At 58.7% G+C, this 25,137-nt stretch carries 25 protein-coding genes and 1 tRNA gene; 13 read left to right on the plus strand and 13 right to left on the minus strand.

Features of this window, described 5'->3' with window-relative positions:
* Positions 1-20 precede the first annotated feature (20 nt).
* Positions 21-590: a hypothetical protein gene (locus VHB22_RS11600; RefSeq protein WP_325457121.1), complete on the plus strand. Its 570-nt coding sequence runs from the start codon at positions 21-23 to the stop codon at positions 588-590.
* Positions 591-621: 31 nt separating this feature from the next.
* On the opposite strand, the gene greA (VHB22_RS11605) is transcribed toward VHB22_RS11600, so the two are convergent.
* The 6 genes from greA (VHB22_RS11605) to carA all read right to left on the minus strand — a co-directional run bounded on the left by greA (VHB22_RS11605) (position 622) and on the right by carA (position 8,723).
* The gene (gene greA / locus VHB22_RS11605; RefSeq protein WP_325457122.1) at positions 622-1,095 is read right to left on the minus strand and encodes a transcription elongation factor GreA; all 474 of its coding nucleotides are present in this window, start codon (positions 1,093-1,095) and stop codon (positions 622-624) included.
* Between the two features lie 137 nt (positions 1,096-1,232).
* Positions 1,233-4,508: a carbamoyl-phosphate synthase large subunit gene (gene carB, locus VHB22_RS11610; protein WP_325457123.1), complete on the minus strand. Its 3,276-nt coding sequence runs from the start codon at positions 4,506-4,508 to the stop codon at positions 1,233-1,235.
* A 155-nt stretch (positions 4,509-4,663) separates the two neighbouring features.
* Positions 4,664-5,887, minus strand: a complete 1,224-nt coding sequence (locus VHB22_RS11615) for an MFS transporter (protein ID WP_325457124.1) — start codon at positions 5,885-5,887, stop codon at positions 4,664-4,666.
* Between the two features lie 109 nt (positions 5,888-5,996).
* Entirely contained in the window at positions 5,997-6,755 is a 759-nt protein-coding gene (locus tag VHB22_RS11620; protein ID WP_325457125.1) for a hypothetical protein, read from the minus strand.
* A gap of 44 nt (positions 6,756-6,799) precedes the next feature.
* Positions 6,800-7,423 carry a hypothetical protein gene (locus tag VHB22_RS11625; RefSeq protein WP_325457126.1) on the minus strand — a complete coding sequence of 208 codons (624 nt, stop codon included), beginning with the start codon at positions 7,421-7,423 and terminating at the stop codon, positions 6,800-6,802.
* 100 nt (positions 7,424-7,523) lie between these two features.
* The gene (carA, locus tag VHB22_RS11630; RefSeq protein WP_325457127.1) at positions 7,524-8,723 is read right to left on the minus strand and encodes a glutamine-hydrolyzing carbamoyl-phosphate synthase small subunit; all 1,200 of its coding nucleotides are present in this window, start codon (positions 8,721-8,723) and stop codon (positions 7,524-7,526) included.
* Between the two features lie 172 nt (positions 8,724-8,895).
* Here carA and VHB22_RS11635 point away from each other — a divergent pair, with 172 nt between their 5' ends.
* The 3 genes from VHB22_RS11635 (at position 8,896) to rpoD (ending at position 13,600) form a co-directional block, all read left to right on the plus strand.
* Positions 8,896-9,333 (plus strand): GatB/YqeY domain-containing protein, encoded by a 438-nt coding sequence (locus tag VHB22_RS11635; protein ID WP_325457128.1) that lies wholly within the window; start codon positions 8,896-8,898, stop codon positions 9,331-9,333.
* Positions 9,334-9,502: 169 nt separating this feature from the next.
* The gene (gene dnaG / locus VHB22_RS11640) at positions 9,503-11,488 is read left to right on the plus strand and encodes a DNA primase (protein ID WP_325457129.1); all 1,986 of its coding nucleotides are present in this window, start codon (positions 9,503-9,505) and stop codon (positions 11,486-11,488) included.
* A gap of 111 nt (positions 11,489-11,599) precedes the next feature.
* Positions 11,600-13,600: an RNA polymerase sigma factor RpoD gene (rpoD, locus tag VHB22_RS11645; RefSeq protein WP_325457130.1), complete on the plus strand. Its 2,001-nt coding sequence runs from the start codon at positions 11,600-11,602 to the stop codon at positions 13,598-13,600.
* A 53-nt stretch (positions 13,601-13,653) separates the two neighbouring features.
* On the opposite strand, the gene VHB22_RS11650 is transcribed toward rpoD, so the two are convergent.
* Entirely contained in the window at positions 13,654-14,877 is a 1,224-nt protein-coding gene (locus VHB22_RS11650) for a sensor histidine kinase (protein WP_325457131.1), read from the minus strand.
* 163 nt (positions 14,878-15,040) lie between these two features.
* Positions 15,041-15,940 carry a LysR family transcriptional regulator gene (locus VHB22_RS11655; protein WP_325457132.1) on the minus strand — a complete coding sequence of 300 codons (900 nt, stop codon included), beginning with the start codon at positions 15,938-15,940 and terminating at the stop codon, positions 15,041-15,043.
* Positions 15,941-16,050: 110 nt separating this feature from the next.
* On the opposite strand from VHB22_RS11655, the gene VHB22_RS11660 reads away from it, so the two are divergent.
* Positions 16,051-16,818, plus strand: coding sequence for an SDR family NAD(P)-dependent oxidoreductase (locus VHB22_RS11660; RefSeq protein ID WP_325457159.1), 768 nt, complete (start codon positions 16,051-16,053; stop codon positions 16,816-16,818).
* A gap of 54 nt (positions 16,819-16,872) precedes the next feature.
* Here VHB22_RS11660 and VHB22_RS11665 read toward each other — a convergent pair whose 3' ends face one another.
* Both VHB22_RS11665 and greA (VHB22_RS11670) read right to left on the minus strand, forming a co-directional pair.
* Positions 16,873-17,187: an EthD family reductase gene (locus VHB22_RS11665; protein ID WP_325457133.1), complete on the minus strand. Its 315-nt coding sequence runs from the start codon at positions 17,185-17,187 to the stop codon at positions 16,873-16,875.
* A 119-nt stretch (positions 17,188-17,306) separates the two neighbouring features.
* Positions 17,307-17,765 (minus strand): transcription elongation factor GreA, encoded by a 459-nt coding sequence (greA, locus tag VHB22_RS11670; protein ID WP_325457160.1) that lies wholly within the window; start codon positions 17,763-17,765, stop codon positions 17,307-17,309.
* A gap of 37 nt (positions 17,766-17,802) precedes the next feature.
* On the opposite strand from greA (VHB22_RS11670), the gene VHB22_RS11675 reads away from it, so the two are divergent.
* Positions 17,803-18,222, plus strand: a complete 420-nt coding sequence (locus VHB22_RS11675) for a secondary thiamine-phosphate synthase enzyme YjbQ (protein ID WP_325457134.1) — start codon at positions 17,803-17,805, stop codon at positions 18,220-18,222.
* Here the strand turns inward: VHB22_RS11675 and VHB22_RS11680 are convergent.
* Entirely contained in the window at positions 18,219-18,854 is a 636-nt protein-coding gene (locus tag VHB22_RS11680) for a TIGR02466 family protein (RefSeq protein WP_325457135.1), read from the minus strand. The genes VHB22_RS11675 and VHB22_RS11680 overlap by 4 nt on opposite strands.
* Before the next feature lie 130 nt (positions 18,855-18,984).
* On the opposite strand from VHB22_RS11680, the gene VHB22_RS11685 reads away from it, so the two are divergent.
* Genes VHB22_RS11685 through VHB22_RS11695 form a run of 3 tightly spaced genes read left to right on the plus strand, consistent with a single transcriptional unit; the run spans position 18,985 to position 20,948 of the window.
* The gene (locus VHB22_RS11685; protein ID WP_325457136.1) at positions 18,985-19,419 is read left to right on the plus strand and encodes a ketosteroid isomerase-related protein; all 435 of its coding nucleotides are present in this window, start codon (positions 18,985-18,987) and stop codon (positions 19,417-19,419) included.
* Positions 19,420-19,431: 12 nt separating this feature from the next.
* Positions 19,432-20,040 carry a GNAT family N-acetyltransferase gene (locus VHB22_RS11690; RefSeq protein ID WP_325457137.1) on the plus strand — a complete coding sequence of 203 codons (609 nt, stop codon included), beginning with the start codon at positions 19,432-19,434 and terminating at the stop codon, positions 20,038-20,040.
* Positions 20,037-20,948: a carbon-nitrogen hydrolase family protein gene (locus tag VHB22_RS11695; protein WP_325457138.1), complete on the plus strand. Its 912-nt coding sequence runs from the start codon at positions 20,037-20,039 to the stop codon at positions 20,946-20,948. Before VHB22_RS11690 ends, VHB22_RS11695 begins: the two co-directional genes overlap by 4 nt.
* 3 nt (positions 20,949-20,951) lie before the next feature.
* Here the strand turns inward: VHB22_RS11695 and VHB22_RS11700 are convergent, their stop codons facing one another.
* Both VHB22_RS11700 and VHB22_RS11705 read right to left on the minus strand, forming a co-directional pair.
* Entirely contained in the window at positions 20,952-21,683 is a 732-nt protein-coding gene (locus VHB22_RS11700) for an SIMPL domain-containing protein (RefSeq protein ID WP_325457139.1), read from the minus strand.
* 121 nt (positions 21,684-21,804) lie between these two features.
* Positions 21,805-22,560 carry a hypothetical protein gene (locus VHB22_RS11705; RefSeq protein ID WP_325457140.1) on the minus strand — a complete coding sequence of 252 codons (756 nt, stop codon included), beginning with the start codon at positions 22,558-22,560 and terminating at the stop codon, positions 21,805-21,807.
* Positions 22,561-22,608: 48 nt separating this feature from the next.
* Here VHB22_RS11705 and VHB22_RS11710 point away from each other — a divergent pair, with 48 nt between their 5' ends.
* The 4 genes from VHB22_RS11710 to VHB22_RS11725 all read left to right on the plus strand — a co-directional run.
* Positions 22,609-23,613 (plus strand): hypothetical protein, encoded by a 1,005-nt coding sequence (locus VHB22_RS11710; protein WP_325457141.1) that lies wholly within the window; start codon positions 22,609-22,611, stop codon positions 23,611-23,613.
* A gap of 198 nt (positions 23,614-23,811) precedes the next feature.
* Entirely contained in the window at positions 23,812-24,582 is a 771-nt protein-coding gene (locus VHB22_RS11715; protein ID WP_325457142.1) for a hypothetical protein, read from the plus strand.
* Between the two features lie 91 nt (positions 24,583-24,673).
* Positions 24,674-24,749: transfer RNA gene (locus tag VHB22_RS11720), tRNA-Ile, on the plus strand.
* A gap of 163 nt (positions 24,750-24,912) precedes the next feature.
* A partial coding sequence (locus tag VHB22_RS11725) for an Arm DNA-binding domain-containing protein (RefSeq protein WP_325457161.1) occupies positions 24,913-25,137 on the plus strand: 225 nt, incomplete at its 3' end.

Consider the following 25,137-nt stretch of genomic DNA (forward strand, 5'->3'; position numbering starts at 1 on the left):
ATGAGAGTCGAGATCTGCGAATGAAGATCTTCTTCCCGATCCGCTCCGCTGTCCTTTTCCTCGTGCTGCCGTTCAGCACTGCCTCGTTCAACGCGGTCACGGCCTGGGCCGCGGCCGACGATCTTTACGATCGCTATTTTTCCAATGTCCTTGCCGGTCGTCCGTGCTTCGCTAGGACATATGATGACACACATTCCCATGCACACGCCAAGCAGCGCGTGCGCAGTATCGAAATTGACCTTTCCAAAGCCAATTCCGACGGAATGCCCAACTCATCCGACCGTTTCGCGCTCGGCTTCGCACTGATGCTAAAGAACGGCGCTGAATGGTACGGCCAGGCTGCGAGCTGCAAGACGAGTGACGAGGCATTCGACTGTTATCTCGAAGCAGACGGCGGCCTTTTCCGGCTGACCCCGCTTGCAGACGGCGGCCTGCGGCTGGAAACCGGCGACACAGGGCTGTCGCTGGAAGGTGCAGCCGATACGATTGAGTTATCGAGTAAAGAAGGCGACGACCGCGTTTTCGACCTTATGCCTTCAAAAAGCGAATGCGAGGCGGCGCGCGCGTTTCTGGACGGAGGAAACGAATAACCGCCGTGGCGCGCGCCGGAGCAGCCAGGGATTACTTCCAGGCGACCTTCAATACTTCCAGCGTGCGCGTTCCCTTCGGCGTCGTGACATCGACGCTATCGCCTTTCGACTTGCCAATCAGCGCGCGACCGATCGGCGAGGAGATCGAGATTTTGCCGTTCTTGAGGTCGGCTTCCGTGTCTCCGACGATGGTGTAAGTGACCTTATCGTCTGAATCTTCGTCCTGGAGCGTAACCGTCGCGCCGAACTTGATCGTATCGCCGGAGAGCTTCGAGGTATCGATAACTTCGGCGCGATTGATCTTGTCCTCAATCTCTGCGACGCGCGCCTCGTTGAGGCCCTGCTGCTCCTTGGCAGCGTGATATTCTGCATTCTCCGAAAGGTCACCGTGCGCGCGCGCTTCGGAGATTGCCGCGATGATGCGCGGACGTTCGACGGCTTTCAAACGCTGCAATTCTTCTTCGAGGCTTTTGTAGCCTTCGAGAGTCATCGGCACCCGTTCCATCATCTTCTCCACGTCTTCAAACGCTCTGTCTTCGCGGAGCGACCGGCTCCGTCCAAATTAAATCTTGGATTGTTGAACAGGAAAGTGGCTGAGCTTGCGCGGCCGGAAACGTTCAGATCACTTGCATAGCGAAGGCCTCAACGGTGCGCGAAAGCCTGCAGCGGAGCCACCTGAAGCGTATCGGAATTCAACGCCCGGATGGCTCGTGTCACTGCTACAGCCCCTGCTAATGTTGTATAGTACGGGATGTGGTGAAGCAAGGCCGTGCGCCGAATGTCCTTGCTGTCGCTCAGGGCTTTCGAACCTTCGGTTGTATTGAAAACGAGCTGGATATCGCCATTTTTGATCGCATCGACAATGTGCGGGCGACCTTCCAGGACCTTATTGATGCCCTCGCATTGTATGCCGTTGGCTTCAAGGAATCTCTTTGTTCCCCGGGTTGCGACGATCTTGAAGCCCATCGCCGCCAGCTCTTTCACTGGGCTGACGACCCGGGCCTTGTCGCTTTCTTTGACCGAGACGAACACGGTACCTTCGGATGGCAACTTCTGCCCGGCGCCTAGCTGGCTTTTGCCGAACGCCATGGCGAAATCGTGGTCGATGCCCATGACCTCGCCAGTCGAGCGCATCTCAGGCCCGAGGATCGGATCGACGCCCAAAAATCGTGCGAAAGGAAACACGGCTTCCTTTACTGCGATGTGATTGTAGACGGGCTTCTGCAGATTGAAGGATGCAAGCGGCTTCCCCGCCATGATCTGGGCGGCGATGGACGCGATCGGCAGGCCGATAACTTTGGCGACGAACGGCACGGTGCGCGACGCGCGCGGATTGACCTCAAGGATGAAGACCTGACCGTCCTTGATCGCGTACTGGACGTTCATCAAGCCGACGACTCCAAGAGCCAGCGCCAGCTCGCGGGTCTCGCGCTCGAGTTCGGCGATGATGGCGCGCGAAAGCGAATGCGGCGGCAGCGAGCAGGCGCTGTCGCCGGAATGGATACCCGCCTCCTCGATGTGCTCCATGATGCCCGCGATAAAGGTATCCTTGCCATCCGCCAGGCAATCGACATCGACTTCGACGGCGTCAGTCAGATAGCTGTCGATCAGCAGCGGCCGCTTTTCGGAGACGACGAGTTCCGACGGCCGATCGAGCGTTGCTGAAAGCCGCGCGACATAGCGATCGACTTCAGAGCCATCATGGACGATCTCCATCGCGCGGCCGCCAAGCACGTAGGACGGGCGGATGACGACCGGATAGCCGACAGCTTCCGCGACGGCGCGTGCTTCTCCCGGCGTCTTGGCGATGCCGCTCTTCGGCTGTGTCAGCTTCAGCTTTTCGATCAGCGCCTTGAAGCGGTCGCGATCTTCCGCGAGGTCGATCGCGTCGGGCGAGGTACCGAGGATCGGAACGCCGGCTTCTTCGAGCGCGCTCGCAAGCTTTAACGGCGTCTGACCGCCGAACTGGACGATGACGCCCTTCAGTTTACCCTTACTGCTTTCGACACGGATGATTTCGAGCACATCCTCCGCGGTCAGCGGCTCGAAGAAAAGGCGGTCGGAGGTATCGTAATCGGTCGAGACGGTCTCGGGATTGCAATTGACCATGATTGTTTCGAAGCCGGCTTTGGTCAGCGCGAAGCAGGCATGGCAGCAGCAATAGTCGAACTCGATGCCTTGGCCGATGCGGTTCGGACCGCCGCCAAGAATGACGACCTTCTCTTTTTCCGTCGGATCGGCTTCGCAAACGGGTTCGCCACTCAAGCCGGTTTCGTAGGTCGAGTACATGTAAGCCGTGGGCGACGCGAATTCCGCCGCGCATGTATCGATGCGCTTGAATACCGGCGTAACGCCAAGCTGCCGCCGGGTCTCGCGGACTTCGGATTCGGTGATCTTAGCGAGCTTGGCCAGGCGCGCGTCGGAAAAGCCCTGCGCCTTCAGCGCACGAAGCTGTTTTGCGCTCTGCGGTAAGCCATGGGCAATCACGCGGGCTTCGGTATCGACGATGCCCTTGATTTCGGCCAGGAACCAAGGATCGATCTTGCAATACTGATGAATTTCATCAAGTGCGAAGCCAACGCGGAACGCCTGAGCTACCTTCAAGATGCGGTCGAACGTCGGCCGCGAGACCGCGGCGCGCACGACATTCTTGTCGTCGCCCTGCCCCAGCCCATCAAGCTGAATGTCGTCGAAGCCGGTCAAGCCGGTCTCCATCGAGCGTAGCGCCTTCTGGATGCTTTCGCGGAACGTCCTCCCGATGGCCATCGCTTCGCCAACCGACTTCATGGATGTCGTTAGCGATGAATCGGCGCCGGGGAATTTCTCGAACGCAAATCGCGGGATTTTCGTTACGACATAATCGATCGTCGGCTCGAATGATGCTGGGGTCGCGCCGCCGGTGATGTCGTTTTGAATTTCGTCGAGCGTATAGCCGACGGCGAGCTTTGCCGCGACTTTGGCAATTGGGAAGCCCGTCGCCTTTGACGCCAGCGCGGAAGACCGCGACACGCGCGGGTTCATCTCGATGACGACAAGACGGCCGTCCGCGGGGTTCACCGCGAACTGCACGTTCGAGCCGCCCGTTTCGACGCCGATCTCGCGCAGAACTGCGATCGAAGCGTCGCGCATGATCTGATATTCTTTGTCGGTCAGCGTCAGCGCTGGGGCAACGGTGATCGAATCGCCCGTATGCACGCCCATTGGATCGATGTTCTCGATCGAACAGATGATGATGCAGTTGTCCGCCTTGTCGCGGACGACTTCCATCTCAAATTCCTTCCAGCCGAGGACGCTTTCCTCGACGAGAATTTGGGTGGTCGGGGACGCATCGAGTCCACGCTCGGCGATCTCGAAAAATTCTTCGCGGTTGTAAGCGATGCCCCCGCCGGTGCCGCCGAGCGTGAAAGACGGGCGGATGATCGCTGGCAGTCCGACATGATCGAGCGCTTCTGCTGCCTCCTCGCGGTTGTGCGCGAGCTTCGAGCGCGGGGTCTCAAGACCGATCGCCTGCATTGCTTCCCGGAACAGCTGGCGATCCTCAGCCTTATCGATCGCTGCAGCGTTGGCGCCGATCAACTCGACCCCATAACGCTGCAAGACGCCTTGCTGATGAAGCGCAAGCGCGGTGTTGAGCGCCGTCTGGCCGCCCATGGTCGGCAGAATAGCGTCGGGCCGCTCTTTGGCGATGATCTTGGCAACGACTTCCGGGGTGATCGGCTCGATGTAGGTTGCATCCGCCAGATCCGGATCAGTCATGATCGTCGCCGGATTGGAGTTGACGAGAACGATCCGATAGCCTTCCTCGCGCAGCGCCTTGCACGCCTGCGTGCCGGAATAGTCGAACTCGCAGGCTTGGCCGATGACGATCGGTCCGGCGCCAAGGATAAGGATAGATTTGATATCGGTGCGTTTGGGCATGCCGCGCAAGCGTTTGGCCGAAGCGGAAGCGCGTGACGCCGCCGTCTCGGGCGATGAGGTTTCTGATCTCAGGCTAAGGGGGGCTTATAGGGAAAGCCGCAAGGCGGGGGAACCCTCTAAATACTGCGGCATAGGGGTTCCACCCGTAACGATTGTCACGTGCGTTGCGTGCCGACGTCGTTTGCACGTCCCATCGACGGTAAAAACACGGCCAGCAGACCGAGAAGCGGCAAATACGAACAAACGTCATAAACGAAGTCGATCCCCTTCCAATCCGCAACAACTCCAAGCACGGCCGCCGCAATGCCTGCCATGCCAAAGGCGAATCCAAAGAAGATTCCCGCGATCATCCCTACGCGTCCGGGCACGAGCTCCTGCGCGAAGACGATGATCGCGGGAAATGCCGATGACAGGACCAGGCCAATCACGATCGAGAGCGCGATCGTCCAATGCAGGTTTGCGTAGGGCAGTGCCAGCGTGAACGGCAGCACGCCGAGAATCGAGAACCAGATCACGGTCTTGGCGCCAAAGCGGTCGCCGATCGGGCCGCCAAGGACGGTCCCCGCCGCAACGGAACCCAGAAATACGAATAACAACAGCTGCGACTGCTGAACCGTCACGCCAAACTTATGGATTGTATAGAACGTGTAGTAGCTCGTCAGGCTCGCCATGTAGATATATTTCGAGAAGACGAGCAGCGCCAATATCGTCAATGCCCAGGCCGTACGCTGGCGCGAAAACGGCAGGCGAGCGATGTTGTCGTTCGCGCTACGGCGCGTGCGTGCGCGGCTTCCCCATTCGCTGACACGCCACAGGATAATAATTCCGAGAAGCGCCACGAGTGCGAACCAGGCAATGCTCTTCTGGCCGTGCGGCAGCACGAAAAACGCCGCCAACAACGGGCCAAGCGCGGTCCCGAAGTTTCCGCCCACCTGAAAGACGGATTGCGCCAGACCATGGCGTCCGCCGGAGGCCATACGGGCAATGCGCGACGACTCGGGATGGAAAACCGCCGATCCCACACCCACGAGCATCGCGCCGATCAGCAACATCGCATAGCTGTGCGCGAACGCGAGCAGGATCAGTCCGACAAGCGTCGAGGCCATGCCTGCGCTCGTCGAATAGGCTACGGGGCGGCGATCCGTATAATGGCCGATCACGGGTTGCAGTAGCGAGGCCGTGCCCTGGAATGCGGTCGTCAATAGGCCAACCTGCCAGAACGCGAGGCCGTAGCCTTCCTTCAGCATCGGATAGATTGCCGGCAGCAACGACTGCATGACGTCGTTGAGCAGATGACAGAAGCTCACAGCCAACAGGATTGAGAGCGTTACCTTGGCGGCCGCCGGACGTGCGTCGGCGGCAGAATCGATCGCGGTCATGGGAAGATCTCCGGGGCCGCTTTTTAGCGGTGCCGAAGCTCGCGGTCATCATCGCCAAAGGCATGGCAGCCATCGGCGCAATGGTCAATTCGCATTGGTCGAGATCAAACTACTTGGCAGATGACGGAGTTGAGGGCGTTGCTGCACCTGGGGCCGATGGCGCCGCGGGCGATGTCGAAGCAGGCTGAGGCGGTGCGACATCCTTGGGCGGCTCTATCTTAAGGTCGAGCGGGAATGAGTAAATCGTTTTGAAGATGGGCTTTTTATCGTGCCCGGGAACCAACAACGCGTTGCCCACCGGCAGGCCGGTCAATGCGTCGACATAAAACATGCGGTATGTCTGGTTTTTCTCTCCCCCGCTCTTTCCGGGCTCGCTTTCCAGCCGGTAGGACATGACATCGTGGTCCTCGAACTTCGTCTGGCCCTTGCATGTGTAAGCACCGACGTCGGCCTGCTGTTGAAGGACTGTTTCCTGCATCTGAGTTTGCAGTTCGGCAGCGATGTTCGCCTTCAGCGCAGTCCAGCTCCCTTCGCCCTGTCTTGACCAAGCCTCGTTACCGACGAGAATGACTTCCGACGCTTTGTTCGTCAGCTTGTTCGTCACCTTCTGATGCATGCGGTCGGGCAGCACATAATCGACCTGCATCGTGGTCGGGCCATTCTCGGTGATCATGTCGCTCGTCATGCGGAACCACGATGATTTCCGCAACTTTTGCAGCGATGCGGAGACTTCGTCGCTGCACGGATTGGCATTCGGCTTGGCACCGGGCGTCGGCGCACCAGGTATTGGCCCGCCCGGTATAGGCTGAGCGTGAGCGCCTGCGGTGAGAGCGGCAAGTGAAGCGGCAACAAGCGCGATACGGCGCATGATCAACTATCCTGAGCGAAAGGCCACCTAGGGCCGACAATCTCCTAATGGAGCTTTTGCACGGGCGCGTTCACCGGCGCAATGATCTCGACGTCCGTCGGATAGGAATACTTGATCTTCAAAAGAGGGGCCGCACTGCCGCCGAGCGGTTTAACAACGTTATACGCTGGCAGGCCACTCACCGAATCCACGTAAATCGTGCGCGCCAACGTCTTCGACGGATCTGCCTTGGAGGCCGCCTTATCGACCGTGCGGTAGGCCAGGTATTCCTGATCGTCGAGCTTCGACTTGCCTAGACATTCATAGGTTCCGAGATCCTTGGGCACTGCGAGTGCATTATTGAACTCGGCAATAATCGACTGGGTATATTGCGGCAGGAGTTCCTCCAGAGCACCACTTGTCCCGGCGTATGCACGGTTGCCGACGAGCATTGTCTGCTGCTCGCCGGGCATGGCGGGTGAGGTCACCGACTGAAGCATTTTATCCGGCGGCACGTAGTCGATCTTCATGTGGACTTCGCCCTCCGCCGACGGCTGGCTGAATTCGACCCTGAAATTCTTCGCGGCATGCTGTTTCGTGAAGGCTGCGATGACGTCCTTGGTGCAATCACCGGCAAAGGCGGGGCTGGCCGCAATCAACAGCAGGGCAGCCAGGCAAAAAGGGCGCATGAGTTCCTCCGGGTGTTTTTTCCCTGCCTTATACCGGGATTGCCCGAGAGTGCGATCTTAATGTTCGGCAAGGTTTATGGCGCTGAGCCTGCCGCACGGTTCATCGTTCGCGGTGGGTCGAACGGCCCTTCTGTTCGCGTATCAGGTTGACGAAGCGTGTGAAGAGGTAATGGCTGTCCTGAGGACCGGGCGACGCTTCGGGGTGATGCTGAACGGAAAACACCGGTTTACCTTCAACAGAGAGGCCGCAGTTCGAGCCATCGAACAGCGAGACGTGCGTTTCGACGACGCCCTTCGGCAGGCTGTCACGATCGACCGCGAATCCGTGGTTCATTGAAACGATCTCGACCTTATTGGTCGTGAAGTCCTTCACTGGATGATTGGCGCCGTGATGGCCCTGGTGCATCTTCTTGGTCGTGGCGCCAAGCGCCAAACCGAGCATCTGATGGCCGAGGCAAATGCCGAAGATGGGCTTGCCGCTAGCGACCAGCTTTTTGATCTCGGGGACTGCATACTTTCCGGTGGCGGCAGGATCCCCGGGACCGTTCGACAGAAACACGCCGTCGGGATTGCGCGCCAGGACGTCCTCGGCCTTTTCCGTGGCTGGGACGACCGTCACTTTGCAACCGGCGGACGCAAGACATCTGAGGATGTTCCGCTTCAAACCGTAGTCAATTGCGACGACATGAAACTCAGGATTTTCGTTGCGCGTGAAACCGCGGTTCCAGACCCAGCGCTGCTCGTCCCATGAATAGCTCTGGCCGCTCGTCACGTCAGGTACGAGATCGAGGCCGAGAAGGCCCGGCCACGCCTTCGCCTCGGCTTTCAGTTTATCGATGTCAAATTGGCCCGAAGGCTCGTACGCGATCACGGCGTTGGGCATACCCTTCTCTCGGATGCGCGCCGTAAGAGCGCGCGTATCGATCCCGCTGATCGCAATGATGCCGCGTGTCTTAAGCCACTCGTTGAGATTTTCCGCGGCCCGATAGTTCGATGGATCAGTGATGTCGGCACGGAGCACACAGCCGCGGACGCCGGAACGGGATGCAAGATTCGACGTTTCCGTGTCTTCGTTGTTGGCGCCGACATTGCCGATATGCGGGAATGTGAAGGTAATGATCTGTCCGGCATAACTCGGATCGGTCAGGATTTCCTGATAACCGGTGATCGCCGTGTTGAAGCAAACTTCGCCAACGGCCGATCCCGTTGCGCCAAGCCCCCTACCTGAGATGACGGTGCCATCGTCGAGCACGAGGCGCGCCGTCAGGGGCACATCTGTCCAGGGTTCAGGTGCAGTCATCGACAATCCGGATGTTGGGGCGCAAGCCGCTCGGGCTGAAGTTTGCGCCGGAACCTATGGGAACGGCTTTCTGCCGTCAATTGCGCCGCTCTGTGCGGTCCAGAGGCACGCATGGGTTGCCCTCACCTCACGGGGCCCCTACACCACTGTCTCAGCGTTCAAGGAGACCCGCATGCGCGCAAAGATCAACGACGATTTAAAGGTGGCGATGAAGGCCGGCGATAAACAGCGCGTCGCGACGCTGCGTCTCATCAATGCGGCAATCCAATCGGCCGAGATCGAAGCCAAGAAGCCGATCGACGATGCGGGCGTCCTTGCCGTCATGACCAAAATGGTGAAGCAAAGGCGCGACTCTATCGAGCAGTATACGAACGGCGGCCGTCCTGATCTCGCCGAGACCGAGCAGGCCGAGATTGCTGTCATCGAAGCCTATCTGCCGAAGCAGATGGACGAAGGCGAAGTCAAGGCCGCGGTCGATGCGGCCATCAAGGAGACGAGCGCGGCCTCGCCAAAAGACATGGGTAAGGTGATGAGCGTCCTAAAAGCCAAGTACGCGGGCAAGATGGACTTTCAAAAGGCAAGTGCCGCCGTGAAGGCGTCGCTTGGTTGATCCGCATGCGGCCTGCCTTGATGTTGGGCAGGCTGTGGAAAGCGTGCAATTAATTGCGCGAGCACGTTCTCGATTGTGGGCAATATACCGAATCGATGTTGGGTATCACGTCGTGAGACCGATTTTGGGTCTCCTCACAAAAGACTTTTAGTGGGACCGGCCGTAGCTCATGCGCTTCAATCCGAATTTTCTGGATGAAATCCGCGCGCGGCTCCCCGTCAGCCAAGTCGTCGGGCGCAAGGTTGCGCTCAAAAAGGCGGGGCGCGAATATAAGGGCCTTTCGCCGTTCAAAGCGGAAAAAACCCCCTCTTTCACCGTCAACGATCAAAAGGGTTTTTATCACTGCTTTGCTTCGGGCGAGCACGGCGACATCTTCACATTTCTGATGAAGATCGAAGGGTTGGAATTTCCGGAAGCCGTCGAGCGCCTCGCGGCGGAGGCCGGCGTCCCGATGCCGAAGCAGCCGGAAAGAAACGCGGCAGAAGACGACCAGCGCGACCGGCTTTATCGTCTGCTCGAAGCATCGGCGGCCTTTTTCGAGGATAGCTTGCGTTCTGCCACAGGCGGCGTAGCACGCCGTTATCTCGAACAGCGCGGCCTCGCGCGCGAAACGATTCAAACCTTCCGCCTCGGCTTTGCTCCGAATTCACGCTCGGCGCTCACGGCGCATCTCAAAGCGAAGGGCTTTTCATCCGCCGATATGGCGATGTCCGGCATGCTCATCGCGGGCGCCGATATTCCCGAGCCTTACGACCGGTTCCGCAATCGTGTCATGTTCCCCATCCTCGATCTCAAAGGACGGGTCATCGCCTTTGGCGGCCGGACGCTCGATAAAGATGCGCCCGCGAAATACCTAAATTCGCCCGAGACGCCGCTCTTTCACAAAGGGCATACGCTTTTCAATGCCGCGCGTGCGAGGACCGCAGCGCATGACAAGGACCGCGTCATCGTGGTGGAAGGCTATATGGACGTCTTGGCGCTTTCCGAAGCGGGTTTCGCCGAGACGGTCGCTCCACTCGGAACGGCGCTGACTGAAGATCAGTTGAAGCTGCTATGGCGATTTGCACCCGAGCCGACCCTCTGCTTCGATGGCGACGGTGCCGGACGGAAAGCGGCAGATCGCGCGGTCGAAGTGGCGTTGCCGTGGCTCAAACCGGGCCATAGTGTCGCCTTCGCGTTCCTGCCCGAAGGGATCGATCCAGACGACCTCATACGCCAGCAAGGTGCTGGCGCGATGTCAGAGGTGCTTTCGAAGACACGCCCGCTGGTCGATGTCTTATGGGATCGAGAGGTGCAGGCGGCGCCCGTCGTCACACCGGAACAGCGCGCCGCTCTTGAAGCACGGCTGTTTGCGTTAATCGGCACCATTCAGGATGCAACCGTTCGTAGCCACTACCAGCGGGAGGTCCGCGACAGGTTGTATCAGCTCGGACGCCAGCGCAATGCTTTTCGCACCGGCTTAAGCAACGGCAGCCCGTTGGCAGCAGGACGTTTCCAGGCTTCTCATGCTCGTCCCACAATGGGGCAGGACTGGAAAGCGCGCGAGCGGGCCCGCCTCACCGGTCCGGAGCGCCGCTCCGTGAAGAAAAACACATTTCCTGAATTGGTTAATGCCAGCCCCGAACTCGCAGGGCACGTTCAAAGTATACCCCCGCGAGAGGCATTGATGCTGAAGACCATGATGAACCATCCTTGGCTGATCGACGAGCACGCCGAGGCGATTGCGGCGATCGACTTCGCCTCCCGGCCGCTTTCCGCGCTGCGCGATGAAATTTTAGCGGTGCACGCGAGGCAGAATTCTCTTGACAGGGCAACTCTAGGCACCCAATTGAGCAAATCGGGGGTTGCAAAGGTGGTGGACCTCGTCGCGCGAACGATTACGCACATCAGCGACCGTTTTGCCGAGCCGGATGCGTCTGCCACCGATGTCGAATCCGCCTGGAACCATATTCTATCTCTGCATCAGCGGCAGGACGCTTTGGAGCGCGCGCTGAAGGCGGCAGAGGAGGCTTGGTACCGGGATTGCACGGAAGAGGCCGAGACACACCTTCTCGACATCAAACGCCAGATCGCACGCGAGGCGTCAATGGATCAGATGGACGCCGAGATCGACCAACCCGCGGACGACGCCCCAATTACAAGGCGTGCCAGCTAGGCGCGCTCTTATCGGGTCCTGGACATTGCTGTGCGGCAAATGTCCAGCGGCTGACAATATTGATTGAGGCCGGTTCCAGAATTGGAACGGCCGATACACAAGGATAAAAGAATGGCACGCGCCCAGCAGGCAGCTCAGAAGACGGAAGAGAAAGAGCAACCGGCGGCCGATGCGCCCGAACGCGATAGTCCCCTGCTCGACCTTTCCGATCAGGCGGTCAAACGCCTCCTGAAATCTGCGAAGGCCAAGGGCTACGTTACGCTCGATCAGCTGAATTCGGTGCTGCCCTCGGAAGAGGTTTCCTCCGACCAGATCGAGGATCTCTACGCTACTTTGTCCGACATGGGGATCACCGTCGTCGAAAACGAGGACAGTGACGAAAGCGGAGAAGGTGGCGAAGAGAGCGATGAAGAGGAAGGGCGCGCGCTCGTCGCCCAGAACAATTCTCTCGTCAAGAGCGAGACCAAATCCGAACCGGCGGAGCGGACGGACGACCCGGTCCGAATGTACCTCCGCGAAATGGGCTCGGTCGAGCTTCTGTCGCGCGAGGGCGAAATCGCCATCGCAAAACGCATCGAGGCCGGCCGCGAGGCCATGATCGCCGGCCTCTGCGAAAGCCCTCTGACATTCCAGGCCATCATTATCTGGCGGGATGAGCTCAACGAGGGCAAGATTTTGCTTCGCGACATTATCGATCTCGAAGCGACATACGAAGGTCCAGAGGCCAAGGAGCTTCCCGAAGCCGCCAATGAAGCGAGCGAATCGGAGGGCGACGATCAGCCGGAGCAGCCGCGTGCACCGGGCGCTCCGGAAGGCGAAGGCGACGATGACGACGAGTTCGAGAACGCCATGTCGCTCGCGGCGATGGAAGCGGAGCTGAAACCAAAGGTTCTCGAAACCTTCGATAAGATCGCCTCGACGTACAAAAAGCTTCGCAAGCAGCAGGACAAGAAGCTCGAACAGCAGCTCGTCGGCGATCAGGGATCGCGGCAGCAGCAGAAGGCTTACGAAAAAATCCGCGATGAGATCATTGCCGACGTGAAGTCGCTGTCGCTGAATAACAACCGTATCGAAAGTCTCGTCGAGCAACTTTACGCGATCAACAAGCGCCTAATCGGACTTGAGGGCCGTCTTATGCGTCTTGCCGACAGCTATGGCGTGCCGCGTCAGCACTTCATCGACGAATATTACGGCAACGAGCTTGATCAGACGTGGCTCGATCGCGTTGCGGACAACGGCAAGAAGTGGGCTCAGTTCGTCAAGAGCGAGCGCAGCCAGGTTGAGCAGATCCGTGGCGACATCCATCAGCTGGCGACGGAAACGGGCCTTGAAATTCCGGAATATCGCCGCATCGTCAAAGCGGTGCAGAAAGGCGAACGCGAAGCCCGCCAAGCGAAGAAGGAGATGGTCGAGGCTAACCTTCGTCTCGTTATCTCGATTGCGAAGAAGTATACCAACCGCGGTTTGCAATTCCTTGACCTTATCCAGGAAGGCAACATCGGCCTGATGAAGGCGGTCGATAAGTTCGAATATCGCCGAGGCTATAAATTTTCGACTTACGCGACGTGGTGGATCCGGCAGGCGATTACGCGCTCGATTGCGGATCAGGCGCGTACGATCCGCATTCCCGTGCACATGATCGAGACGATCAATAAGATCGTCCGCACCTCGCGCCAGATGCTGCACGAGATCGGCCGCGAGCCGACACCGGAAGAGCTCGCTGAGAAACTTGCGATGCCGCTCGAAAAGGTGCGCAAAGTTTTGAAGATCGCAAAGGAGCCGATCTCGCTCGAAACGCCGATTGGCGATGAGGAAGATTCGCACCTCGGCGACTTCATCGAAGACCGCAACGCGGTGTTGCCGATCGAGGCCGCGATCCAGTCGAACCTCAGAGATACGACAACGCGCGTGCTGGCGTCACTGACGCCTCGCGAAGAGCGCGTGCTCAGAATGCGTTTCGGCATCGGAATGAACACCGACCATACGCTGGAAGAGGTCGGCCAGCAGTTCTCTGTCACGCGCGAACGTATCCGCCAGATCGAAGCCAAGGCGCTGCGCAAGCTCAAGCATCCGAGCCGGTCGCGGAAGCTTCGCAGCTTCCTGGATAACTGATCAAGAAAAGGGCCGCTTTCGCGGCCCTTTTCTTTGCAGATTAAAAACTCCGGTCACACGCTGTTGGTGTCTTTACCGGGGTCCAGCGGCAGAACGACAGTAAACTCGGTGCCCGGGTCACGCGACATTATCGCAAGCTTGCCATCAAGCTGCTGGGTAAACGCAGCGATGATCGTCATTCCCAGGCTTTTTGACGTCATCGGATCGAAGTCGGCAGGAAGTCCTGCGCCCTCGTCTCTCACTGACAGTTCGGCCGTATGCTCGTCCTTCCGTACGACACGGACCCAAATCTTTCCACCGGTAGTGCCTGCATAGGCATACTTGGCTGCATTCGTGACTAATTCGGAGACGATCAATGCCGCCGAAATCGCACGATCCGTGGACAAAATTATCCCGTCCTCGACATCGATGCCGATATCGCAGCCGTTGAGATTGCCGCTAAGGTCCTTGCAGACGAGATCGACGTAAACGCCGAGATCCAGAGCATCGATGTTGTTGCTTTGATACAAGCGTTCGTGCGCGCGGGCGATCGCATGAACCCGTTGCGAAGCCTCTTCGAGCTGCGCAGTCAGCGTCTCATCGTTGATCTTCGCGGCCTGCAGCCTCAACATCGTTGCGACAATCGTCAGGCTGTTCTTGACGCGATGATTGATCTCCTTGAGCAGCACTTCATGGCGATCCACCGCGGCTTTGAGATGGCGCTCGTACCGCTCGCGCTCGATCGCCATTCCAAGAATGTTTGCTGCACCCTGGAGAAACGCGAGATCGTGCTCGACGAACTGGTCGTCTGAGCGACTATCGACTTCCAGCACGCCGAACGGTTGGCCGTCGCCCTGAAGAATGACATTCATCGCGCGACGGATGCCGTGGATTTCCAGAATTTCTGGTGTGCGAAACCTCTCCTCGTTTTCGAGATGATTAGAAATGACCGGCTTCCCCGTGCGCAAGGCGAAGCCCGCGGGCGACTCTAGGTCGGCGCCGACACTCGCCGTCCCGACGATGCCCGGATTCCAACCGACCCCCGCGCGGACGAGCAAGCGACCTTCGGATGGGACGTATTCGAGCACTTTACAGAACTCGGCGCGCAGCCCTTTTGCGGTGAGACGCGACGTCTCGGTAAGAAGCTCGTCAAACGATGCTCTCTGCAGCGCGAAGACGCCGAGTTCGGCAAGTATATCTTGTTGCCGAATGCGCTCTTCGAGCGACCGCCTCGTTACGTCGGTCTGTTGTGCATCGGGAGGATGCTCGACTATCGGATCGGGTTCGTCATCAGTCACGATAAAACGATGTTGCCCTTCGACTGGAACGGACGACGACGCTCGTCATTGTCCAAGGTTTCTCATTGAACACCTTACATATAGAAATTTGGCTTCAAAAGGCGCAGAAAGTTAATAGGACAGATCGGCCCCAACAGACCTATTTTCGCGCTTTTTGGCCGTGTCACGGCGTGCGAAGCGAAGATTTGAACTCCGCCATCACCCAATCGATGAATACGCGCACGCGCGGCGAAAGCTGGCGGCTTTTAGGGTAAAGCAGCGAAACGGGCGACGGCGATGGCGGCGTGTCTTCAAGCAGCGGCATCAGGCTACCGTCCGCGAAGGCTTCTTCCGCGCCCCAGCGCGGCACCTGGATGATGCCTAATCCGAGCTTTGCGGCGGCGGTGTAACTTTCCGCAGCATTGACCGAGAGGACGCTCGGCAGCGTAACGGTTTTCACGACGCCATCGACCAGGAATTCGAGAGGCAGCACGTAACCTGTTGCGGACGAGTGGAAGCCGATCATGCGATGCCCTTCGAGCCGATCCCAGCTCTCGGGTAATCCGAAGCGCTCGACGTAACTCGGTGCTGCGCAAGTGACCTCCGGCAGGAGAGCGATGCGGCGCGCGATCATTTCGCTATCAGCGAGTTCCCCGACGCGCAGTACACAATCGACACCCTCCCGCACAAGGTCGACGAAGCGGTCGCCCTCGGTCATGTGAAGCTCTATGCCGGGATATTCGGCGAAGAAGCGCGGCAAGCTCGGCAGCAGGAAACGGCGCGCCAGGCGCCCCTGCACGTCGATGCGCAGCACGCCCTTTGGCTTGGCGCTGCCGAAGGCGCTCTCTGCATCCTCCACGTCGTCGAGGATGGCCAGACAGCGACGGTAATAGCCTTCACCGTCCGGCGTCATCGCGACGTGACGCGTGGTGCGTTCGAGGAGCTTGACGCCTAGCCGCGCCTCCAGCTGCTTTACGGCATCGGTGGCTGTCGAGGGCGGCACGCCAAGATCTTGCGCTGCGAGGCTGAAGCTCCGGCGCTCCGCCACCCGCGCAAACAGGCGCATCTGGTCGAGTCGATCCATTGTTCGTCATTCCCGGATAGTGAAGCCGAATGATGCGTGATTATTCAATCGGCGGAAAGAGCCATTATCGGCTGACCACCTCGGCTGATTTCGGATTTCGGGAGGACCACATGGGAAATAACAGCACTAAGATCGCGCTTATTACGGGCGCTAGCCGCGGGCTCGGCCGCAACACGGCGGCCGCGCTTGCCAGAAAAGGCGTCGATATCATCGGCACCTACCATAGTAACAAAGCAGAGGCCGAGGAAACCGTCGCGGCCATCAAGGCTCTCGGCCGCAAAGCCGTGATGTTTCAGCTCGATACTGGCAACGTCGCCTCATTTCCCGCATTCGTGTCAGAGGTTCGGAAAGCGCTGAAGAGCGTCTGGTCGCGCGACGGGTTCGATTATCTGATCAACAATGCAGGCATCGGGGTTCATGCGCCGTTTGCCGAAACGACCGAAGACGATTTCGACCGGCTGATGAATATCCACTTGAAGGGCGTGTTTTTCCTCACACAGAAATTGCTACCGGTGATTGCCGACGGCGGACGGATCGTGAACCTGTCGAGCGGTCTCGCGCGCTTCAGCTTGCCGGGATATTCGGCCTACGCAGCGATGAAAGGTGCCGTCGAAGTGCTGACGCGCTATCTGGCGAAGGAACTCGGTCCGCGCGGCATTGCCGTCAACACCGTGGCACCCGGCGCAATCGAGACGGACTTCGGTGGCGGCACGGTGCGGGACAACAAGCAAGTGAACGATTTTGTCGCTTCGGTCACGGCACTCGGTCGCGTCGGTCAGCCCGACGACATCGGCGGTGCGATCGCAAACCTGCTGAGCGATGACAACCGCTGGATCAACGCGCAGCGTATCGAAGTCTCGGGCGGTATGTTCGTTTGATGCAAAAAGGGCCGCGACGAGCGGCCCTTTTTCGTCATCGATGCGATTTTCGGGCTAGCCGACGACGACATCGCTGATCTGAATGACGGGCGCGAGATCGGTATAATTCTTGATATCGGCCATGATTTCGCTCGCGTGCGGACCAAAACCCTTCTGGAACGCATCGACGGAGTCGCAAAACAGATGACACATCGCGACATACGTCGCCGGCGCCCCCGGTGCTCCACCGGCGATACCTTTATCAACCGTGTACGACTTGCAGCTGTCGCCCATCTTGGCTTTGACCATGGGCATGTGCTTATCGCGATAATAGTCGTGATCGAACCGCGCGCCGGGAACGTTGGGATACATCACGCTGACTTTGATCATGTCTTTCTCCTCGTGCTCGCGCGTTCGCGCTTTTCGACGCCGAGTGCTTAGACCCAGAACCATCGAGACGCAATCGGCCCAGCGGACAAGCTATCTCATCCGGGCCAGCGAACGCCGCACTATTCAATTTTCATGATTTCCGCTTCGCCGCCTCCGGCCCTGACGACATCGCCGACGGCCTTGCCCAACAATGCCTGCGCGAGCGGCGAGACATAGGAAATCGAGCCTTTTGCCGGGTTGGCTTCGTCCTCGCCGACGATGCGGAATTTTTGCGTCCGCCCGTCGTCCCGCACGACGGTGACGCGTGAACCGAAAGCGACCACGGATTTATCGTCAGCCGCAGGCTGCAGTTCCGCGGTGCCGAGTCGCTGGTTCCAATAGCGCAGGTCGCGCGAGGCGCGTGCGATATCATTGCGATCGCCCGTCGCGTGGGCAGCCGCCAGCTCATCCTGCAAACGCTTAACCTCCGCTTCGATGAAGGCGAGGCCTTCCTCGGTCACGAGATTGCGGTGCTCGGAAACGAGCTTTTCAGGAAGCTCGTCGAGGCCTTCGGTTTCTTTGACGAATGCTCTACTCATCGGCTTAATGTAGGCATTCACGTCTCTAGGTTCCAGCATGCAGCAATTCCAGCAGACGATCCGCCTTGACACGAGCGGTCAGAGCCTCCTCGAATTTACCCGGAAAGTAGCGAAAATCGTTGCGGATTCGGGCATTCAGACTGGCGTCGTGCACGTCTACTGCCGGCACACCTCGGCCTCTTTGCTTATCCAGGAAAACGCCGATCCCGACGTGCAGCGCGATCTCCTGGCATTTTTCCAACGTCTGGTGCCCGACGGCGATCCGCTCTTCATTCATCGCTCCGAGGGGCCGGACGACATGCCCGCGCACATCAAAACTGCACTAACGCAAACCGCGCTCGCGATCCCGATTGCCCAGGGCGCGATGCTGCTCGGAACATGGCAAGGCATCTACCTGTTCGAGCATCGCATCAGGCCGCACACGCGAAGCATTGTTGTGCATGTGATGGGAGATTAGTCGGCCGAGCCCTCGCCCCAGGCATAATTGAAGCTGACCGAAACCCGCTCCGACTTGGCGTGGTTGATAGGAACCTCATGACGGAGCCAGCTTTCCCATAAGAGCAGCGTTCCTGCTTCCGGCGCCATCGAGACGAATGTCTTATTCTTTTCGCGCGCGTCGGATTTGCGCAGAGGCGCCGCCATCATCATCGGCAGGCGGGGATCCTCGAACTTGATGGCGCTCGCATCCTTCGGCACGTCGAGATAGAGGGTGCCGCTGATAACCGAATGCGGGTGAATGTGCGCGCCGTGGTGGCCGCCGCGATCGAGGATGTTGATCCAAAGACTGTCGAGGTTGAGCCGCTTACGGGCCAGATCGAGATCTAGCGTCCGCGCGAAACGCAGCACATGCCGATCAAGCACAACGGCGAGATCGGCAAAGGCAGGATGACGCCCAGGCAGGTCGGCGAGCGACGCATAAGATGTATATCCAGGGTAGTCGTTCTTTTTCGACCAAGCCTGCCCAGCGCGATCCTCGTCCGCGATTTCGCTTGCGGCGTCTTTCAGCTCGCGGATCAGCCCGCCATGGGCGCCGCCGGCCAATTCCTCTCGATAGACGTGCGTGACGAAAAGCTCGGCGATACGCGCCATTTCAAATCCCCGTTGCGCGACAAAAAGTCGGAAATGTCGCGTTTACCGCACCCAGCAAGCGCATGGAAGGCGTGACTTCGACCTGCTAAGACCCGCACCAGATTTTGCATCAGTAAGCCCGGAGACTTCCATGTCCGATACGACCCCAGACTCACAGGCCCGCGCAGCAACGGCCGCGCTCATCCGCGATTACTACGCCGCCTTCAACCGAGGCGAGACCGACGCCATGCTCGATTTCATGACCGATGACGTGATCCACGACGTCAATCAGGGCGAGCGCCGCCAGGGCAAAGAGAAATTCCGCGCCTTCAACGCGCGCATGACGCATAACTACAAGGAGGAGCTCAAGGACATTGTCGTGATGGTATCGAAAGACGCGACACGCGCCTCGGCCGAGTTCAACGTGCATGGCATTTACAAAAACACGGAAGAAGGCCTTCCCGAGGCAATCGGACAGAAATACGTTCTGCCCGCGGGAACGTTTTTCGCAATTCGCGGTGGAAAGATCGCGCGTGTCACGACGTATTACAATCTCACTGATTGGATTGCACAAGTCGCAGGCTGAGGGGGACGACGGATGGCAGCCGCCGAAAAAAAGAAGCTCGACGTCAAATCGGTTACGGGCGACGACATTTACAAGGTCCTCCCCGATCTGGCGCGCCTGCGCATCATCGTATTCCGCGACTGGCCGTATCTCTACGACGGCACGCTCGATTACGAAGAAAAGTATCTGACGAAATTTGCCTCCGCGAAAGGCGCGGTCGTGATAGCCGCATACGATGACGGCGAGATGGTCGGCGCGTCTACCGGCGCGCCGATGATCGAGCACGCCGACGAGTTCGGGGAGCCGTTCCGCAATGCCGGATACGACCTCTCAAAGATCTTCTATTGCGGCGAAAGCGTACTTCTCAAAAGCCATCGGGGGCATGGCTTGGGGCACGCCTTTTTTGACGGGCGCGAAGCTCAAGCGCACAAGCTCGGCGGCTTTCAATATTCCACGTTCTGCCGGGTCATTCGGCCCGACGATCACCCATTGAAACCGTCCGATTATGCCCCACTTGATCCTTTCTGGAAAAAACGCGGCTACGCGCCGGTTGACGGTATTATTGCCACCTACGATTGGAAGGATATCGACCAGCCGAGCGAGACCACGCATGAGATGCAATTCTGGATGAAGACGCTTTGACGAAGCAGCCGAAGACGCTGAAAGTTGCGAGTTCCCAGTATCCCATCGGTCAGCCGAAGACGCTTGCCGAGTGGGAACAGAAGGTCGCTGTCTGGGTAAAGAACGGCGCGGCGACAGGCGCCTCACTCATTGTCTTTCCGGAATATGCCGCAATCGAGCAGGCCGCGTGCTTCGGTCCGGAAGTCTACAGCGATTTAAAGCGCACGCTGGCCAAGGTCGCGGAACTGACGGCCGCACGCGTGCAGTTCCATACCGACCTTGCAAAGAAGCATAAGGTTCACATTCTTGCCGGATCCGGGCCCTTGCTCAAGTCCGATGGCCGCTACGTCAACGCGGCCCAGCTCATCACGCCCGAGGGCGCGGTCGGCGAGCAGGAAAAACTTGTCATGACGCCGTTTGAGCGCGACTGGGGCATCTCGGCCGGTAGCTCGGTTCGAGTCTTCAAGACAAAGCTCGGCACCATCGGCATCGCGATTTGCTATGACAGCGAATTTCCGCTCCTGGTCCGTGCCATGGCCGAAGCGGGCGCGGAGGTCGTTCTGGTGCCCTCGTGCACCGAGCGCGTTTCGGGTTTCCATCGCGTCCGGACGGGTTCGCTTGCGCGCGCGCTCGAAAACGGCATCGCGACCGTGCAGAGCCCAACCGTCGGTGATGCGCCGTGGTCGCCGGCCGTCGATTTCAATGCCGGTGCAGCGGGCATTTACGTTCCGGCCGAGCAAGGCGTCTCGGATACCGGTGTGTTGGCAGAGGGCACGCTCAATGCTGCCGAGTGGGTCTCGGCGACGATCGACCTCGAACGGCTGCGGCGCGTACGTGAGCTAGGCGAGATGCATAACTACTGCGACTGGGCCTTGCAGCCCGGCGCGCCGATGCGCCGCGTCGATGTGGAAACGATCTCGTTGCTCTAAACATTATTTCAGTCGCCATGTCGTTGTAACGCGGGCTTCGAGCTTGCTCGTTCCGCGCTCGATCGGAACTGAAGCCTGCGCTTTCGCAAATCGCGGCGCCGCATATGTCATCGGCATATCGGGCGTGGTTTCCTCGGATATCTGCACGACCTCTCCGACTTCGGCTCCCGCCGCCGCGGCCAGCAATCTGGCCCGCCGCAATGCGTTGGCGATCGCGTTTTTGCGCGCTTCGTCCTTCAACGTTTCGGCTTTCGATACCTCGAAGGCAAGGCCATGCACCTGATTGGCTCCTGCCGCCACGAGATCGTCGAGCACTGTTCCAAGGTTGTCGAGATCGCGAACCAGAACGACAACCTGATTGCTGACGCGATAACCTCTCAGTTTCGGCGGTTGACCGTCCTTCGCATATTCCATGACAGGTTCCACGTTGAAGGATGCCGTCTGGATATCTTTCGGATCGATACCCTTCTCTTTAAGTGCCGCAATAACTTTGTTCATTGCCTCGCTGTTGTTCGTCAGCGCATCCCGCGCGGTTGCCGCTTCCGTCGTAACACCCGAAGTAATGCGAGCCTGATCGGGCTCTGCCTCCGCAATGCCTGTTGCTGAGACCGTGATTGTCCGTTCCGTCACCTTATCCTCGGCGTTTGCTGACGATGTTACGGCCGTGACTGCGAACGTCATTGCTGCAACGACGGTCACAAAGCTACCGGCCCAGAGGCCTTTCAAAATCGGCATGGCGTCCTCTTCGACACTTCGATCATGGCTCAAGAGCCAACAGTAAAAACAACGCGCGTTTAAGCGGCGATTTTACGGCCTTCATCTAAATATCCGCTCAGGCACAAATGCCAAACCCAAATCATTTTCTCGTCAAGCCAACCGTGCGCGGCGACCGCAATTGTGCAAATCCCTTTGCGCGAAGCATGTAAACGAGGCGTGCGATATTGTCTTTTGTCCGGACACCTCGTCCGTCGAGATGCTGCACCGTGCGCGGCCATCCTGCAGGACCGTACAGATAGCCGCCGCCTGCATATCTGCAGATATGACCCTCGAGTCCGATGCGCGGATATGCGGCGATAAGCTCCTTATAATAAGGGATATCGATGATTTGCGGATTGTTCGAACGGCCATTGATCCGGCAAAGCGGAACCGCTCCGGAGGTGTCCTCATCGACAAAATAATCGGTTCCGAACTGCACGTTTCTGCGCTTATTGAATCGCACGTAATTGATGCGCCGCATGCGCATATCGTCAATGATTTCGGGAAGCGTATGTGTGATGCGATGCTTCAGGAAAACCCAATCATGCTCCAGTTGGATCGCGTAATTCCCCTCGGCCATTGCAATCGAACGGCGGAAGCCGTCGTTAAGTCCGTTGGTACGAACTAATTCGTAGGGCAAGTCTCCTAACCCATCAGCGATTGCGCCGGTCCAATCGGCGAAGCGCTCGGGGTGCGGATTGGGATCTATGAAAATGCGCACCACCACATCCAGACCGATTTCGGGGCGGGCAAAGCATGAGAAGAACGAGCTTATAGCTTCCGGCACGAGACAACGCCTGGGGTCGTCCGAGGCGACGTTCGTGAAGACGTTCAAATGAATTGCGGAGCGCTGCATGGACGTCTAAATAGCTCGCGGCAGACCGACGTCCTTGAGCCAGAATTTATGCTTCGTCAAGCCATCGACAGAACCATCGCGTGGCTGTTCACGAAGCGTGATTTTCAAAGCGTGCGCGACTTTCTGAGCCGTATTTTGCGCCCGCTCTGGCCGACATATGAATTCGGAAAGCTTCCGTCGTCGATGGTCGGCTATGGTCGGCGCGGCGTAGCGAAAGTGGATGGCCACTGTGCATGGTGTCTGCGGAAAATCGATGCGGCGCTGGATATCAATCCGGGATCGGGTGAAGCCTTTTTCCGGGCGCGGCGCGTGACGAATGTTCTTTCGGGCGTTACAGGATCTCAAAACGGAGGTCCTGTGGACCTGCTGTGCCACGTGTTTCCAATCCGAGTTCGGCGGGAGCCGGCGATGGTGCTGTACTGCGGCGCGGCGCCGGATCTCCCCGCTTTCGTCGGGGAACTTCTGCCGCGTTTTTTGGCGCTCGATCAGTTCGATGTTCCTAACGATCTACTCCTTCTCGTTAATCTGCGCATGGGGCGGCAACGTTTCTTTCAAGACGCGCTGAATGATCAGATATTCAGACCGCGCCCCATAGAGATCATGCGGCAATTCCATCTCGTCGGCCTTCATACCTTGTATGTTTTATCAGAGCCCGCGCTCCATCCTGCTCATTTGCAGCGCGCCGCCGAGCGTTTCAAAATGATCTATGGCCCGTATGACCCGCTGGAACGTCCGCTTTTTCTTTGCTCCGGCGGTGCGCGACGCGCTGCCATGCTCGCACGGAAATATTCTACTTGCGTTCCAGATGTGTTTGGCAAGGACTATATGCTGATCGATCCTGCGCGCGCGCCGCTAAAAGACGTCGTCAGAGCCGTCGCAGGAGCATCCCATATTGCTGCGCCGAATACGGGTGAAGCGGCCGTGTTGGCGCTCGCGCGCGCCCAAAAAAGGGATTTTTATGAGATCTCCGCTGCTCGCGCCGCTCATCGCCTGGCTGACCGGCTGCTTGACGTCATAGGCGAAACGCGACACCGGATTCGAAGGATCGTTTGATCGTTCGCGCATCGCCTTTACTTCCGGCGGCGACGAGAAAATCTCTGGTCCGTAAAATCGCCATACTGTACAAGCCAAAAACGCCGACGGTCGGAGTTGTCCGATCCGGCGCCTTCTATCCCTGAGCTTCATTGAAGCCAGGCTATTGCATTCCGCCTGCCGATGGAGTGCTCATCCGCAACCAACCAAGGCCCGAGGATGACGACAGACTTTCGTCAGAGCCACACCGTTCCCGCCGATATCGTCCAGCACTTTGCATCGCCCTTCGTTGTCATCGGCTTTTTCACCCCCGATTACACGCAAGCGGCGTTGGATTTTGCGTCAAACCTTACCGAGCAAAAAATCTCGCATCATCTTTATTCGCGGCCCAAGATCGCTGGAAATTGGTCGTCGCAAACGCGCCAGAAGCCGAGCGTACTCAGTAAGGCGCGAAACGACTATCCGGACGACATTCTCATTCTTATGGACGTCGACTGCCGCGTGCGCGGCAACATCGACGATATCGTAGAGTGCCCAGGCGACATCGCACTTCGGACGAAGAAAACCTCGGTCGGGTCGCGCAACGCGTTGAAGCCGTGCACGCGTGTCATGATCGTCCGGCCGACGCCCGGTAGCGCTGCTTTTATCGCCGCTTGGCAGGCCGTGTGCGAGTCGTCATTGTCGGGTTCGGCGGAGGCCGTCCTCATGATCAGCATGTCCGACAGCCCGGACTACTATACCGTCGGAACCATGCCGTTGCGTTACGCCGGGATGGAGCTGCATGATGCTCCAACCGATGCCCTTATCGTGCACGACAGCATTCGCGATCCCACCCGTCCGGCCTGGGCGCTGCGGCGTGGAGGTCAGAAATATTTCAGGATCGTGCGGGATGCTGCGTTTCGCGTTGCGACAGGCAAAAGCTACGAGGAAAATTACCCCAAGCGCAGCCCCGGTGCGAAGCCGGGCAAGCAAGAAAATCGACCACAATGAGAACCCGCGAGCGATGCGTCGTTGCATCTCGAATTAATACCCGATGCACTGCTGTCGCCGCGGAAAACTTCTGTTATGAAGTGCGCCGCGTGGGCCCGTAGCTCAATGGTTAGAGCTGACGGCTCATAACCGTCTGGTTCCAGGTTCGAGTCCTGGCGGGCCCACCAATCCCACTTCCGCTGAAGTCCGCGACCGTCCATTAAGAGCAGTGTTTGGGCGGTAAAATCGAGTGTTGATAGTGCGCCGTGGTCCGCTTGCGTTTGTTGGTATCCGCGAAATTTGATGGTATCGTTGTTGGTATCGCTTCGCCAGGATACCAACAGCCACTCGATGCCATTGACAGACACCGCGGTCCGCAACGCCAAGCCGCTAGCTAAGCCCTACAAGCTCTCTGATGGCGGCGGGTTGCACCTGCTGATCCAGACGAACGGCGCAAAGCTGTGGCGCCTCGCCTATCGCTTTGCCGGCAAACAGAAGACGCTTGCTCTGGGCGGATATCCGGACGTGTCGCTCCAGAAAGCCCGAAAGGGACGAGACGATGCGCGGCAACTGTTG

This window comes from Hyphomicrobium sp. (assembly GCF_035548195.1).
In the GTDB taxonomy this organism is placed as follows: domain Bacteria; phylum Pseudomonadota; class Alphaproteobacteria; order Rhizobiales; family Hyphomicrobiaceae; genus Hyphomicrobium_B.